Origin of the sequence: Paenibacillus sp. FSL M7-0420 (assembly GCF_038002345.1) — a bacterium.
GTDB lineage: Bacteria > Bacillota > Bacilli > Paenibacillales > Paenibacillaceae > Paenibacillus_AQ.
Genome location: NZ_JBBOCJ010000001.1, coordinates 426,848 through 440,110, shown reverse-complemented (window position 1 = coordinate 440,110; position 13,263 = coordinate 426,848). Strand labels below are relative to the sequence as shown.

Sequence of the window (13,263 nt, the reverse complement as noted above, 5' to 3'; positions counted from 1 at the left end):
ACGCCCTTCAATATGGAGAATTACAATAAAGAGCCGCTGCCTCTTCCAGGGTGACCATGTCGAAGCGGTTATGAAGTCTGTTCACCAGGGCTTGAATCTGTCCTTCTGTGAACCCCACACTCTCCGCAGCCATGATGGTATAACCTGCGGCTGACTGATTACTCCACCCCTGCACTGATAACTGATCTGACTCTTGCTGGCCTGCGTGGTAGGTTTTAATCAGAAGCTGCTCTACCTCATCCAGCAATGCGATCATGCCAGGCTCCATCCCCTGAGGAAAATGTTTCTGTTCCAGCTCCCGGCGCCGCTGTGCGGCCGTGTATTCTAGATCATTCAAAGCTATTGACCTCCTCTCAGGTTTGAGTTATTCATTTCCTGTCAAAGCTGCATACTGGATAAGTCTGGGCCGACAACTCTAATGCGATCAGATTGCCTCGCACTGTACGGACCCAAAGCCGACCATTCTGATAAGTTCCGAAGAATCTCATCACCTACGCTCCCTGCTCAGATTTGTTGGCAGTCTCCAACTCGAATAATTCCGAGAAGTCTACCCCAAAAACATCCGTCAACTTCTTAGCCACCGGGGGGCTCGGATTTCGAGCGCCGCTGCATATCTGCTGAGCGGTCACTTCACCGATTCCCGCATTTTTAGCCAGTTGTCTACGGGACCAACCGCGACGGAACATTAACTCCGCCAGCCTTTCCGTTTTAACAACAGCTTTCATTAATTGCGCCTCCTTTTACACTCTCAGTAAGTAAATAAATTGTTTACGGTATGAGAATAACATTGCTCAACACTTTTTTCAAGTACTAAGAATAAAATATTTACTTTTAGGGAATGTAATTGTAGAATTAATATATACTTTAACTTAAAGGGAGCGAACTAATATGGAAGATGGTTACGATTCATTAGACTTAAAACCTGAACATGTGCCAGCATCAGCACGAGCACATGTTGATAGTGGACCTTTAGACGTTAAGACTTACGGGGAATGGTTAAAGGCGCTTAGAGAAGAACGAGGCTTAACTTTGGCCGCTTTAGGTGAATTAACAGGTTACTCCACTTCCCACCTTTCACAGGTCGAGACTGGAAAGAAAAAGTACTTACCTGCTCCTGAGTATTTGGAGAAACTTGCTCCGGCTCTTAATGTCGGGTATTCAGATCTGCTTCAGCTCGCAGGATATGATGACCTAGCTAAAGGGGTAAGGCTACGGGAAGCACAAGAGATTTTTGGTGATGCGGACCTCACTGATTCAGAAAATATTGCTGAGATCGTGGATTTAAGAAAATTACTAACCCGAGAAACCTCCCCGTTCCCTATATACAACGGACATAAACTTTCAAGGCAAGAATGTCAGCAGATTCTAGGCGTTCTTCAAGCTATATTTCCTCAATATCAATAAGGTCAGTAGGCATTAAGCATGTGGGTTTAAGCCACCCCCTTTATCTATCGAAAGGAGCAAACACAATGGCAAACATTCAAAAACGCGGGGATAATAGCTGGTGCTTCACTGTCTACACTGGCGTCCAGGCTAACGGAAAATACGGCCGCCGCACCAAGACAGTAACAATAACCGATGAATCCTTACTGAAGACCAAGAAGCGGCTGCAGGATCACCTGGACATGGAATACAACAAATTCCGTGAAGAGGTTCAGGCCGGAGAGTACATCGCTCCACAGAAAATGACCATTACGGATTTTGTGGAGGAGTGGCGGACGAAATACGCCGCGAAGCAGTTGGAGCATAAGACGCTCACCGCGTATGAGTCCCACCTGAAGACACGGATCTTGCCAACATTCGGCCACATGAAGCTGGAAGATATGAAGCCGCTCCATATTGTCGACTTCCTTGAATTGCTCAGCCAGGACGGCGGCCGGGGCGATAAGAAAAGCGGCGGTCTCTCATCAGGGACAGTCCAGATCAACCACCGTATTCTGAAAAACATCTTCTCGCGGGCTGTGGAATGGAAGATCATTAAGAGCAACCCTGTAGCTGCGGTCCAGAAGCCGAAGGTTACCAGTAAGGAAATCGTCCCTTATGATGAGCATGAGGTAGAGCTGCTGCTTCAGGCGATTGAGAAGGAACCGATCCACTGGCGTATGCTGATTACGCTGGCCCTGACTACTGGCATGCGGCGCGGGGAGCTGCTAGGACTGGAATGGCGGCATGTGGACTGGAAGACGGGGGTAATTGATGTTTCTCAAACGCTTGTTCAAGCCCTCAAGGGTGAGATCATCGTCAAGGAACCGAAGACCAAGAACTCCAAACGCAAGGTTACGCTGCCGGCCTCTGTGCTGGAGGAACTGCGGGATTATTACGCCTATAGGGTGAAGGAGCGGGACAAACTGGGTGATGCCTGGAACGGGAGGGATCGGGAAGGCCGGGAGTGGCATTTCATGTTTTGCCATGCGGACGGATCCCCATTCCATCATGAACGCCCTTACCTGTGGTTCCGGCAATTCATCAAGAATAACAACCTGCGCTATATCCGCTTCCACGATTTACGGCACACCTCGGCCACACTGCTCATTAACCAGGGCGTTCATGCCAAGATCATTTCGGAGCGGCTGGGTCACGGGAATATCACCACAACGATGAATATTTACGGCCATGCGCTCCAGTCTGCGGACCAGGCTGCAGCAGATAAGCTGGACTCCCTGTTTTCCAAAAAAGGAAAAAACACAAAAATAAAGACGCTTCAGGAGTAATTCCCGAGCGCCTTCTTGCTTTCTTTTATGTCGAATTATATTTATTTACTGGCGATTATTTAGGCTTTTCACATCAATTTCACATCAATGAACAATTCCACTCACTGTCCTACCAACTTCCACGCATCTGTATCACCGCAAAAACCCTTGATACATAAGGCTTCCCACCACTGTACTATTTCAGCTCCAGTAGAGCGACTGATTCGATATGTGTCGTATGCGGGAACATATCCACCGGCGTAACCTCCACCGTCCGGTAGCCCCCATCCTCCAGCACCCGCAGGTCGCGGGCCAGGGTAGATGGGTTGCATGACACGTACACGACACGCTCCGGCTGCATCAGCAGGATGGTCTCCAGCAGGCGCGGGTCGCAGCCCTTGCGCGGGGGATCGACGACGATGACGTCCGGGGTGATGCCCTGTTCTTTCCAGGCCGGGATGACATCCTCCGAAGCGCCGACTTCGAACTTCACGTTGTTCATTCCGTTCAGCTTCGCGTTGGCGCGGGCGTCCTCGATGGCTTCGGGCACGATTTCCACACCATACACCTGATCCGCATGCTGGGCCAGGAACAGGGAGATGGTGCCGATGCCGCAGTAGGCATCGATTACAGTCTCCTTGCCGGTTAGCGCAGCATACTCCAGCGTTCTGCCGTATAGCACCTCAGTCTGTGCAGGGTTCACCTGGTAGAAGGAGCGCGCCGAGATGGCGAACTGCACCTCGCCAATGTAGTCGTAGATGACCTCGCTGCCCCAGAGGACGCGGGTATCGTTGCCGAAGATGACATTGGTGCGCTGGGTGTTGATGTTCTGGCAGATGCTGACCACTGCCGGAAGCTGCTCGCGGATACTGCCGAGCCAGGCGTCCAGGTGCGGGATATCCCGGCCGTTCGTGACCAGCACCAGCATCATCTGGCCGGTGCGGAACGCCTTCTTCACCACCACGTGGCGGAGCAGTCCACGGGCGGTCTCTTCGTCATAGGCGGTGATGCCCAGCTCACGGCCGAGGCTTTTGACAGCAGCAACGACCTTGTCGTTGTCCTCATGCTGGATCAGGCAGGTCTCCATGTCGATGATCCGGTGACTGCCCCGTGCATAGAAGCCGCCGACCAGACCGCCTTCGGTCACCCCGATAGGCACCTGGGCCTTGTTACGGTAACGCCATGGCTCGTCCATGCCAAGGGTAGGCAGCACGCGGATGCCTTCGCCTTGAGCCCCTGATGCACTTGCCGCATCAGCCCCCGCCGCACCGGCCACCTCCAGCTTCCCGATCCGCTGGAGGTTATCCACCACCAGCTGGCGCTTCCACGCGAGCTGCGCGGTATAGTCCATATGCTGCAGCTGGCAGCCGCCACACTGATCATAGATCGGGCAGGGCGGCGCGATGCGGTCGGGGCTGGCCTGCACCAGCTCCAGCAGCTTGGCGTAGCCGTACTGTTTTTTGGTCTTGAGCACTCTGGCCCGGACTCTCTCACCGGGAAGAGCGCCCTGCACAAATAGGGTAAAGCCCTCTACGCGGCCTACCCCTTCACCTTCATGGGTCATGCCGATAATATCGAGCAGGACCTCATCATTCTTATTCACCGGCAGTCCGGCGACAGGGGCCGCCCCTTGCTCCCGGCGGCTTGCGCTGCGCCTGCTGCGTTGTTTATTCATGTGTATAGGTTCACTTCTTTCATGTTCTTCACAATTAATTCTGCGCAAAAATCTGCAGATGCTGCGGCAAAATGCTGAAGTTGCCCGGCAGGGTGCCGCCCAGCTCACCGTCCAGGTTCAGCTGAACGTAGCCTGGAGAGGTAACCTCCATGGCATCGGTGCGGAAATAGACAACCTTCTTGTCATTCAGGTGCTCGCCCCGAATGGTTAGACGCACCAGCCGGATGAACTCGGCCAGGTTGCATTTCTTAACGGCAATAACATCGAGCAGGCCGTCATCGATGCGCGCACCCGGAGCCAGCTTCTCGAAGCCGCCGACCGAATTCGTGTTGGCGATCAGGAAGAGCATGAACTCGTCATGGATCATCTCCTGGCCGTTCGCGCGGATGTACAGCTCTTGCGGAGCAAGGCTGGCCATCTTCTCGATCCCCTTCAGGTAATAGGCGAGCTGGCCCATCATGGTCTTCAGCTTGCTGGGGACCTCATAGGTCAGCTCCGTCAGCTGTCCGCCGCCTGCTATATTAATGAAGTAACGGTCATTGGCTTTGCCGAGATCGATCAGGCGCGCTTCCTGGCGCAGAATCAGGTCGCAGGCTTCCTCCCAATTCTTCGGAATGCCCATAGCCCGCGCGAAATCATTCGTCGTGCCCAGCGGCAAGATGCCGAGCGGGGGAAGGTTCGGCTTCTCCGCCATCCCGTTAATCACTTCATTGAGCGTACCGTCGCCTCCGGCAGCTATGATCAGATCATAAGTACCGCGTTCCACAGCCTGGGCTGCAGCCGCAGTAGCATCGCCCTCTCCCGTTGTTGCATGGCAGGTAGCTTCGATACCGCCCATATCCAGCCGGTCTAGAATATCGGCGAGTCGTCTTTTCATTTCTTCCCGACCAGAAGTGGGATTATAAATCAATCTCGCAGTTTTCATTACCGGAACGCCACCTGTTTATATAATGGATAACTTTACTGATTATACCCAATTCTGTACCCCACAAGCAATGTCAGGGGCCAGCTACATTACCCGCCTACGATTTAACGCTGACCCTCCAGGCGCTGGAGCGCTGCTTCCACCTGCCGCTGAATCCAGCGCGGCAGCAGCGGATGCGGCAGCAGCGTCTGGCCGGAGTAAGCATAATTCAGCCCCTCCAGCCGCTGCGGAATAACCACCTTGGTGAAGTACCCCTCACTCAAAAAGAGCGGAGCCACCAGCACATCATAGCCCTGCTCCTGCCAATGCACCACCCGGCTTCTTACACTATCCGGGTTCAACAGCCCGTAATCAGCCGCGGCCAGCCCGCTTATCTCCCGTACCCGCGCCGCAAGCGAATAGATGCCCTGCTCCCAGCGCTGCCGGAAGCCGTCATGCCTGCTGCCGTGTCCGACCAGCAGCACCATCTCTCTGCCGGGATGCTTCGACAGTCCCCGGAGCTTATCCCACAGCATCTGTGCAATATCGGGATCGTCATCGACCGGATAGCCGTAATGAATCTTCGCAGCAACTCTGAACGGCTCAAGATCGGTCTCCCGTTCAGGAACCGGCTTCGCACCCAGCGCATATTCTATCTCATCGACATGCGTGCTGCCGGAAGACACAAACAAGGGGATCACAATAATATCTGTGACCCCTGCATGTTCCAGCTTATCAATTCCATCTTGTATCAATCGTCCTTCTACCAGCTCAAGGAAAGCCACTGCCACCGGCAGCTCCTCCCTGAGCGTGAGATGGCTCACTGCCTCATCTACCATCGACACCCAGGCCTGATCACGGGAGCCGTGACTGATTAACAATACACCCGGAACCATAAATTATCGGCCCAGACGTTCCAGCGTAAGCTTATAACCGTCATTGCCGTAGTTCAGGCAGCGCTTCACGCGCGAGATTGTTGCCGTACTGGCCCCCGTCTCGGCTTCAATCTGATTATATGTAGACCCCTTGCCCAGCATCCGGGCCACCTCAAGGCGCTGTGAGAGCGATTGAATTTCGTTCACGGTGCACAGGTCGTCAAAGAATACATAGCATTCTTCCATATTTTTCAATGTTAAAATAGCCTCAAATAATTGATCGATACTTTTATCGTTTAGCTTCTTTAGCTGCATCGCCCTATCATCCCCTAAACATTAACTTAATGTGACTATCTTGCCTCTACTATATTGTACTGGAGCACATTTTTCAAGCATTAACGGTTTCACGCTGTAAAGAGTGAAATCGACGGACAAACGTCCACTCCAGGCGCACACCATAATCAGGGTTAACCCGTCACTACTTCCGGCTCCCAGGTTAGACCGCCTTACTCATAGTACTACAAAACCGTGCAAAATCAAGCACAGACACGGTTTCTTCACTTCCGCCTGCCGCACTATAGGCATTCGCCCTTTTCCGCTGGTATCCCGGTTACCCGGGCATTCGTCTATACCGTCTGTTCGCCCATGACATACAGTATAGCAAACCACTAACGAAGGAATGTGATCCTATGCCTCAGCATTACTATAATCATTCCCGCCAGCAAGGCCGTTCACTGGCTGAACCTTACAATCCGTCACCTTACCCGGGACTATCTGCTTATACACCTGCCCCGCTTCCCGGAGAACCTGAGCTGCTGCCTGCTTACAGCGCCGAAGTCACCGATACGGCACTCGCGCTCCCTGCTGCAGAAGCCTCTACCGCGAAGGCCGGAGGCCTGCTGGGCGGACTTGGCAATCTTGGAAGTCTGGCGAATATGGAACAGATCAAGGGCATCGTTGACCGGATGGGCGGAATTGACGGAATCGTCAATACCATGGGCAAGGTGCAGAAGGTGATGCAGGGCTTCTCACAGATGGCTCCGATGGTGAAGCTTGTGATGGGCGGGTTCGGCAAAGGCAAGGGAAGCGGAGCGGGAGAGCTCGCCGCCGAAGAGGATGCAGCCCTTTATAGCCCCAAACGGCGCAAAAAAAGACGCCCCGTCACGAAGCGCCGCAATACCACCTCCAAGAAGCGTAAATCCGGTGGGCCTTCCTCCGTTAAACGCCGCCGCTCCTAAGCGGCGGCGTTTAACGCGCTTTTCTTCTACTTAAACCAGCCGCTCCGCCGGAACCAGCCGAACATCCCGATCCCCAGCACCAGCATAAGCAGCAGCACTGCGAAATAGCTGTACTTCCATTCCAGCTCCGGCATCACCCTGAAGTTCATTCCATAGATTCCGGCGATCAGCGTCAGCGGCATGAATACCGTGGTAATCACCGTGAGTGTCTTCATGATGGAGTTCATCCGGTTGGAGTTGAGCGAGATATAGCTGTCACGCAGGTCGGCGGTCATTTCCCGGTCCACTTCAATCATGTCGGTCAGCTTCAGCAGATGATCGTAGATATCGCCGAAGTAGACCCGCTCCTCGCCGTTACTCTGCACATGCTGCGAATTGACGATCCGGTACATCAGATCACGCATCGGCACAATCGTCCGCCGCAGCTTCAGCAGCCTTCCGCGCACATTGAAGACCTGGCTCATCAGCTCTTCCACCGATTCGTTGCCGCCCTGGCTCTCCAGATCCGCGAGTTCATCCTCCAGCGTATACAGAGACGGGAAATACCTGTCGACCAGCTTGTCCATCACTGTGTAAGCAGCGGCCATCGGCCCGCCCGACCAGCCCTTGCGGCTATGAATCTCAGCTTTGACCATCTGCCACGCTTCCTCCATCTCCGGCTTGTCCTGATGATGGTAGGAGACGAGAAATTTCGGGCTGAGGAACAGGTCGATCTCTTCGGCCTCCAATGTCCGCTCATTCAGCGAATGCAGCACGAAGAACTGCACATCCTCGTAATAATCCAGCTTCGGCCGCTGCAAGACATGCATACAGTCTTCAATCGCCAGCGGGTGAAAATGAAAATAGGTGTCCAGCGACAAGGTTTCATCATCCGTCGGCATAGCGAAATCCGCCCAGATCCAGGCATAATCATCCAGGACAATATCCTGAAGCAGCAGATCGGTCAGTATCTCGCCTGTATGCGTTACGGCAAGTGTTCGTATCATAATATAAGTCCTCCGCCCTATGTAGGCAATCCGCAGCAGAGCCGCGCTGTTCTAGTTGCTTCCTCCCATTGTACAGCATGTCTACGCAAAAAAATAACCGCCAGCCCGCTGACCAGCGGCTCCGGAGGTTTCTTGGTCTTGTCTTTATAGTTGACGGCGTCATTTACGGCGAACGGCCCGGTTAAATTTTCCAATATATAGCTTATCGGCCCAAGCCTTCCAGCACCTCCAGATGAAGCACCTGCAGGAATTTCTTAATGTTCACCTTCACCTTGCCGCTATCCCTGCCCTGTTCAATTTCCTTCATCTTCAGGCGTACCTCTTCGAAGTCGAAATACAGCGGCGCATAATGCTCGAACTTCGGATTCCCGTAATCCGTCAGACCGATGGACGCGAGACTTGTCAGACCCGCCGCCAAAGCGCGGCGCAGACGCTGCTCAATAGCCTTGACCTCTTTGGCTGCTTCCGCAGGCACCGGTCTGTACTTGGCAGCAGTCAGCTCATACAGCTCCTTCAGGGACGGAAGACTTCCGCTCTTCCCTTCCGCTACCGCCAGCTCCATGATGGTGATAATATCACGGCTGCCGTTCTCCGAGATCATGCCCATATTCATCAGAATCGGCTGGACAATCTCCTTGACGGTACGCTTGCCCGGCGGCAGCTGCGGCAGTCCGAACTGCAGACCCTCCAGCTTGCCCAGCGTCATCTTGATCTCATCCAGATAACGGCCCATGGCGTAACGTTCATTCACTTTATATAGAACAGATTCGACTTCAATCTTGTTGATCGGCTTGCGGATGAAGAATTCAATTCCGCTCCTGTAGGCGCGGCTGACCATATCCCCGTTCTCAATCTGCGAGATCATGACGAATTTGGAACGGCAGCCCTGTGCCTGAAGAGAGAGGATGGTCTCAATCCCGTCCTGGTCCGGCATCAGCAGATCCATCAGCACAATGTCCGGGGTCTCGCTCAGAATCAGAGCGATCCCCTCCTGTCCGCTCGCTGCGGTACCCGTCACCTCACCAAGCCCGCTGTCCTCAATAATATGCTGCAGCATTCTTCTCGCCGACGCATCGTCATCTACAATACAGAATGATAGCGGCATCCTCTATTCCTCCTTCCGCAGCTTAATGCTCGGCACTGTAATCTGGAACATGGCCCCTCCGGTATGCGATACCGGCTGAACCGTAATGCTTCCCTCGAACATATTCACTATATCCCGAACATGAGAGAGCCCGATCCCTGTGGCAGCGATCCCCTCTTCATCGAATTTCGTGGTGAAGCCCGGCTCGAACAGCAGATCGAGATCACGCTTCCCGATGCCTGTCCCGCTATCGTTCACTGTCAGAATCGTCATGCCGTCCTGCTCATAAGCGTTCAGATGGATGCTGCCTGTTCCTTGGATGACTTCCACCGCATTGGCGGTGAGATTGTTAAGCAGGGTCAATAGAGGAATGTAGCTGTCGGTTGTGTAATCGGAGGTGATGTGAATATGGAACTTAATATCTTTGCCCAGCATTTCCGCATATTTGGCATTGCTCTTAACCGCGAACCGCAGAATGCCTGATAGGGGCATGTCCCCGTTCACCTCACGCTCCACCAGCTTCACCAGCCCCGCCAGAATCCGCTGCGAATCCTTCTTCACCTCATGGAGCTGCTGGGTGATATCCAGCACCTGCCGGCTGTAACGCCCCGTGCCTTCCCCGTCCTTCAGCTTGGTGTACAGCTCGAAGCTGTTCAGCGTTACCTGCTCCAGGGTGCCTATGGACTTCTTCAGATAGAATACTTCCCCGTACAGGCCGGAGCCGAATCCGAGCATCTGCTGGGTCCGCTCATGCTGCTCCCGCTCCCGGATACGCAGCTGGCTGACAGAGATACTGCTGTATACCCCTGTGGTGAAATAGGTACGCAAGACCGCAATCGCCATCAGATACGTCCACTCGTTCAGCCGGAAGGTAGCCGAATCCAGCACAATCAGCCGGGTCAGCAGCTCCATCTCATTCGACAGAAGATCGATCAGCGCGGCAACCGCGCCCAGCACCAGCGGATGAAACGTATCGATCCGGCTCTTGATGACATGCATCAGTGCGCCGAATACCATATAATAGATCATTGCCGAGAAGTGGCTGCTAAGACTCTGCTCTACCGTCAGTCCGCTCCCCTCCACCATATCCATGGCAGTGCGGAACAGCAGCACGACCACCCCGGCAGCACAGCCTGTGCGGATATACGGCAGCTGCCTCATTAACAGCAGGAAGAGGAGAAAAGCGCTGCTGCCCATGGCAATCCGGAAGATATCTCCGTCAAACGGGTTGATCTTGAATTCTCCGGCTACCGCAGTAACGGCGGCCACCAGCAGAATCTGTACCGCCTTCATTCTCAGAATCGATTGTCCCATCGCCACTGCTCCTGCCTAGAGAGGTTGACAACTATAGTATCATAGCCGCACTGGATTGAATATGGCTTAATCCTCATTCGGCTAAGGTTATACCGCTCTGTGCTCAAGCCTTCTGGACAGCAGCGACAGCAGGTAATTGACGACAAAATAAATCAGGGCAACCAGCGCCAGCGTAGGGATGGCATAGCTGTAGCTGTGGCCAATGACAATGTTGGCATTATGCATCAGCTCCGGCAGGGAAATCACAACAGCGAGCGAGGTATCCTTCAGCAGGGAGATGAACTGGCTGACCAGTGGCGGGACCATCCGCCGCAGCCCCTGGGGAAGCACGATATGCCATAAGGTCTGTACACTGCTGAGACCGGAGGAGCGCGCCGCCTCAATCTGCCCCTTGTCGATAGACATTAAGCCGCCGCGGACAATCTCGGCAATCATCGCCGCCTCGAAGATGGTTAATGCCGCAATGGCCGCAGTAATCAGTCCGAGCTTGATCCCGACCTCCGGCAAGGCGAAGCGGATGAAGAAGATGATCAGCAGCAGCGGCAGATTACGGATCAGCTCCACCAGGTAGAACATGACCGGAGACAGCACCGGCACCTCCGAGTAGCGGATGACGCCAATAATACAGCCGATGATAAAGCTCAGGAAGATCGATACAAAAGCAACGATCAGCGTCACATACAATCCGTCCAGCAGAAACTTCAAATTATCGGCAGAGTATGCACCTGTGAAATCCATAATAGCCCTCCTTTGGCTTCAGATGTCCTTTTATGATGCTTCTTAATATTTGCGCTGCAGTCTGCGCTCCCAGATCCGCACGCCGTAGCTGAGCGGAAGCGTAAGCACCAGATAGAATACCGCTACGAAAATGTAGGTGTCGAAGGTACGGTAAGTCTCTGTAGAGATCCCGTCGGCGAAGTACATCAGATCAAGACCGGCCACCAGAGTCAGTACCGAGGAGTTCTTAATCAGGTTAATGAACTGGTTGCCGAGCGGCGGGATCACCAGCTTGATCGCCTGCGGCAGAATGATATGCAGCATCGTCTGTATGTAGCTGAGACCGGAGGAACGTGCCGCCTCCATCTGTCCCTTGGGCACGGCCATAATTCCGGCACGGATCGCTTCGGCGATGAAGGCCGAGGTATATACGGCGAGTCCAATGGTTCCTGCCTTGAAGCCGTCCAGTGTGAAGCCCAGAGCGGAAGGCCCGTAATAGAAAATATACACGACCAGCAGCAGCGGGATGTTGCGGATGAACTCCACATACACCGCACCGAACCAGCGCAGACCCTTGACTGAAGTCATGCGGAAGACGGCAACGACCGCGCCGATCAGGAAGCTGCCGATCAGGGCCAGTACACTGGACAGCAGCGTACCGTAGAAGCCTTCCATATACAATCCGAAGTAGTTCGTTAATATTGAGAAATCCATCAATGTTCACCTGCCTTTACCTGTGGATAAGTTCGTTCCTCCCCGGTATGACCACCGTTCCTACAAACAAGTAGAAACGGCGTTGCCGTCCTTGGACAAGGCGGTACCGTTTCTACGGGAAATTCGTGTGCAGCCCATTTATTCGTTCTTACCTTGAAGGAAGCAAGCTCTTGCCTGGAACAGACTTATTTAGCAGGAGCTTTACCAATCCACTTCGTGTAGATGGCATCATACTCCCCGTTCGCCTTTAGTTCAGCCAGTGTATCATTAATCGCCTTAACTACATCGGCGTTGCCTTTCTGGACCGCAATGCCGTAAGGCTCATCGGTGAACGGCTTCCCAACAACCTCGAACCCGGGGTCCTGTGAGGCCATTCCGTACAGAATCGCATCATCTGTAGTGAGCGCATCGCCCTGACCCGCCTTGAGCGCGCTGAAGGCATCCTGGTAGTTGTCGAACTCAAGCACGGTTACGCCCGGCACCTTCTCTTTGATATTCTTGATCGAGGTCGCCCCCTTGGAGCCGAGGATCTTCGTATCCTTCGTAACGCTCTCCAGGCCTGTAATCGCGCTGCCCTTCTTCACCAGCAGGGACTGGCCGGCCTGGAAATAGACGTCAGAGAAATCGACTTCCTTCTTGCGGTCCTCCGTAATGGTCATGGTAGCCACCACCATATCGATCTCGCCGTTATTCAGCATCGGAATACGCGTCTTGGAGGTGACCTCCTTCAGCTCAATGGCATTCTCGTCACCGAGAATTTTTTTGGCGATGGCCTTGGAGATATCGATGTCGAAGCCTTCCACGTTGCCGGAGGCCGGGTCCTTCAGACCGAACAGGCGGGTGTCGAACTTCACGCCGACGAGCAGCTTGCCGCGCTCCTTGATCTTGGCAATGGCCGCAGAGTCAGCGGCTGCTCCTCCGGCAGCGTTGCCGCCTGCCGCATTGTCGTTCTTGCCCTTGTTGTTGCCGCACCCGGCAATGACCAGTATGGCCGCAATCAGCAGCACACTTAACACCTTGAAGCTCTTGGACATTTTCATTTCGTTTCCTCCCCGGATTCCTATTA

The 13,263-nt window shown here is 53.8% G+C and carries 15 protein-coding genes; 3 read left to right on the top strand and 12 right to left on the bottom strand.

The genetic code is table 11. From position 1 onward, the window contains the following. Positions 1-7: 7 nt before the first annotated feature. Entirely contained in the window at positions 8-337 is a 330-nt protein-coding gene (locus MKX51_RS01895) for a hypothetical protein (RefSeq protein ID WP_340990985.1), read from the bottom strand. Between the two features lie 154 nt (positions 338-491). Further along, positions 492-725 (bottom strand): helix-turn-helix transcriptional regulator, encoded by a 234-nt coding sequence (locus MKX51_RS01890; RefSeq protein WP_340990984.1) that lies wholly within the window; start codon positions 723-725, stop codon positions 492-494. 163 nt (positions 726-888) lie between these two features. Between MKX51_RS01890 and MKX51_RS01885 the strand changes: the two genes are divergently transcribed. Both MKX51_RS01885 and MKX51_RS01880 read left to right on the top strand, forming a co-directional pair. After that, complete coding sequence (locus MKX51_RS01885; RefSeq protein WP_340990983.1) at positions 889-1,404, top strand: helix-turn-helix domain-containing protein; 516 nt, start codon at positions 889-891, stop codon at positions 1,402-1,404. A 65-nt stretch (positions 1,405-1,469) separates the two neighbouring features. After that, positions 1,470-2,711 carry a tyrosine-type recombinase/integrase gene (locus tag MKX51_RS01880; protein ID WP_340990982.1) on the top strand — a complete coding sequence of 414 codons (1,242 nt, stop codon included), beginning with the start codon at positions 1,470-1,472 and terminating at the stop codon, positions 2,709-2,711. A 175-nt stretch (positions 2,712-2,886) separates the two neighbouring features. Here the strand turns inward: MKX51_RS01880 and rlmD are convergent, their stop codons facing one another. From rlmD to MKX51_RS01860, 4 genes are all read right to left on the bottom strand, one after another. Continuing rightward, positions 2,887-4,365: a 23S rRNA (uracil(1939)-C(5))-methyltransferase RlmD gene (rlmD, locus tag MKX51_RS01875; protein WP_340990981.1), complete on the bottom strand. Its 1,479-nt coding sequence runs from the start codon at positions 4,363-4,365 to the stop codon at positions 2,887-2,889. A gap of 34 nt (positions 4,366-4,399) precedes the next feature. Next, positions 4,400-5,290, bottom strand: a complete 891-nt coding sequence (locus MKX51_RS01870; RefSeq protein WP_340944336.1) for a diacylglycerol kinase — start codon at positions 5,288-5,290, stop codon at positions 4,400-4,402. A 104-nt stretch (positions 5,291-5,394) separates the two neighbouring features. Further along, complete coding sequence (locus MKX51_RS01865; protein WP_340990980.1) at positions 5,395-6,165, bottom strand: sirohydrochlorin chelatase; 771 nt, start codon at positions 6,163-6,165, stop codon at positions 5,395-5,397. Between the two features lie 3 nt (positions 6,166-6,168). Next, positions 6,169-6,459: a YerC/YecD family TrpR-related protein gene (locus MKX51_RS01860; RefSeq protein WP_019913624.1), complete on the bottom strand. Its 291-nt coding sequence runs from the start codon at positions 6,457-6,459 to the stop codon at positions 6,169-6,171. Positions 6,460-6,833: 374 nt separating this feature from the next. Between MKX51_RS01860 and MKX51_RS01855 the strand changes: the two genes are divergently transcribed. Beyond that, complete coding sequence (locus MKX51_RS01855; RefSeq protein WP_340944339.1) at positions 6,834-7,382, top strand: tyrosine protein kinase; 549 nt, start codon at positions 6,834-6,836, stop codon at positions 7,380-7,382. Positions 7,383-7,408: 26 nt separating this feature from the next. Here MKX51_RS01855 and corA read toward each other — a convergent pair whose 3' ends face one another. From corA to MKX51_RS01825, 6 genes are all read right to left on the bottom strand, one after another. Then, positions 7,409-8,368 carry a magnesium/cobalt transporter CorA gene (corA, locus tag MKX51_RS01850; RefSeq protein WP_340944342.1) on the bottom strand — a complete coding sequence of 320 codons (960 nt, stop codon included), beginning with the start codon at positions 8,366-8,368 and terminating at the stop codon, positions 7,409-7,411. A gap of 202 nt (positions 8,369-8,570) precedes the next feature. After that, on the bottom strand, positions 8,571-9,473 hold the full coding sequence (locus tag MKX51_RS01845; protein WP_340990979.1) for a response regulator: 903 nt from the start codon (positions 9,471-9,473) through the stop codon (positions 8,571-8,573). A gap of 3 nt (positions 9,474-9,476) precedes the next feature. After that, positions 9,477-10,766 (bottom strand): ATP-binding protein, encoded by a 1,290-nt coding sequence (locus MKX51_RS01840; RefSeq protein ID WP_340990978.1) that lies wholly within the window; start codon positions 10,764-10,766, stop codon positions 9,477-9,479. Between the two features lie 87 nt (positions 10,767-10,853). Continuing rightward, positions 10,854-11,504 (bottom strand): amino acid ABC transporter permease, encoded by a 651-nt coding sequence (locus MKX51_RS01835; protein ID WP_340944346.1) that lies wholly within the window; start codon positions 11,502-11,504, stop codon positions 10,854-10,856. Positions 11,505-11,546: 42 nt separating this feature from the next. Beyond that, positions 11,547-12,197 (bottom strand): amino acid ABC transporter permease, encoded by a 651-nt coding sequence (locus MKX51_RS01830; RefSeq protein WP_340757177.1) that lies wholly within the window; start codon positions 12,195-12,197, stop codon positions 11,547-11,549. 185 nt (positions 12,198-12,382) lie between these two features. Continuing rightward, positions 12,383-13,237, bottom strand: coding sequence for a glutamate ABC transporter substrate-binding protein (locus MKX51_RS01825; RefSeq protein ID WP_340990977.1), 855 nt, complete (start codon positions 13,235-13,237; stop codon positions 12,383-12,385). Between the last annotated feature and the right edge of the window lie 26 nt (positions 13,238-13,263).

Excerpts from the sequence above, each read along its gene's own strand:
- MKX51_RS01890 (WP_340990984.1), bottom strand. The coding sequence starts at position 725 with ATGAAAGCTGTTGTTAAAACGGAAAGGCTGGCGGAGTTAATGTTCCGT.
- MKX51_RS01885 (WP_340990983.1), top strand. The coding sequence starts at position 889 with ATGGAAGATGGTTACGATTCATTAGACTTAAAACCTGAACATGTGCCA.
- MKX51_RS01880 (WP_340990982.1), top strand. The coding sequence starts at position 1,470 with ATGGCAAACATTCAAAAACGCGGGGATAATAGCTGGTGCTTCACTGTC.
- rlmD (WP_340990981.1), bottom strand. The coding sequence starts at position 4,365 with ATGAATAAACAACGCAGCAGGCGCAGCGCAAGCCGCCGGGAGCAAGGG.
- MKX51_RS01870 (WP_340944336.1), bottom strand. The coding sequence starts at position 5,290 with ATGAAAACTGCGAGATTGATTTATAATCCCACTTCTGGTCGGGAAGAA.
- MKX51_RS01865 (WP_340990980.1), bottom strand. The coding sequence starts at position 6,165 with ATGGTTCCGGGTGTATTGTTAATCAGTCACGGCTCCCGTGATCAGGCC.
- MKX51_RS01860 (WP_019913624.1), bottom strand. The coding sequence starts at position 6,459 with ATGCAGCTAAAGAAGCTAAACGATAAAAGTATCGATCAATTATTTGAG.
- MKX51_RS01855 (WP_340944339.1), top strand. The coding sequence starts at position 6,834 with ATGCCTCAGCATTACTATAATCATTCCCGCCAGCAAGGCCGTTCACTG.
- corA (WP_340944342.1), bottom strand. The coding sequence starts at position 8,368 with ATGATACGAACACTTGCCGTAACGCATACAGGCGAGATACTGACCGAT.
- MKX51_RS01845 (WP_340990979.1), bottom strand. The coding sequence starts at position 9,473 with ATGCCGCTATCATTCTGTATTGTAGATGACGATGCGTCGGCGAGAAGA.
- MKX51_RS01840 (WP_340990978.1), bottom strand. The coding sequence starts at position 10,766 with ATGGGACAATCGATTCTGAGAATGAAGGCGGTACAGATTCTGCTGGTG.
- MKX51_RS01835 (WP_340944346.1), bottom strand. The coding sequence starts at position 11,504 with ATGGATTTCACAGGTGCATACTCTGCCGATAATTTGAAGTTTCTGCTG.
- MKX51_RS01830 (WP_340757177.1), bottom strand. The coding sequence starts at position 12,197 with ATGGATTTCTCAATATTAACGAACTACTTCGGATTGTATATGGAAGGC.
- MKX51_RS01825 (WP_340990977.1), bottom strand. The coding sequence starts at position 13,237 with ATGAAAATGTCCAAGAGCTTCAAGGTGTTAAGTGTGCTGCTGATTGCG.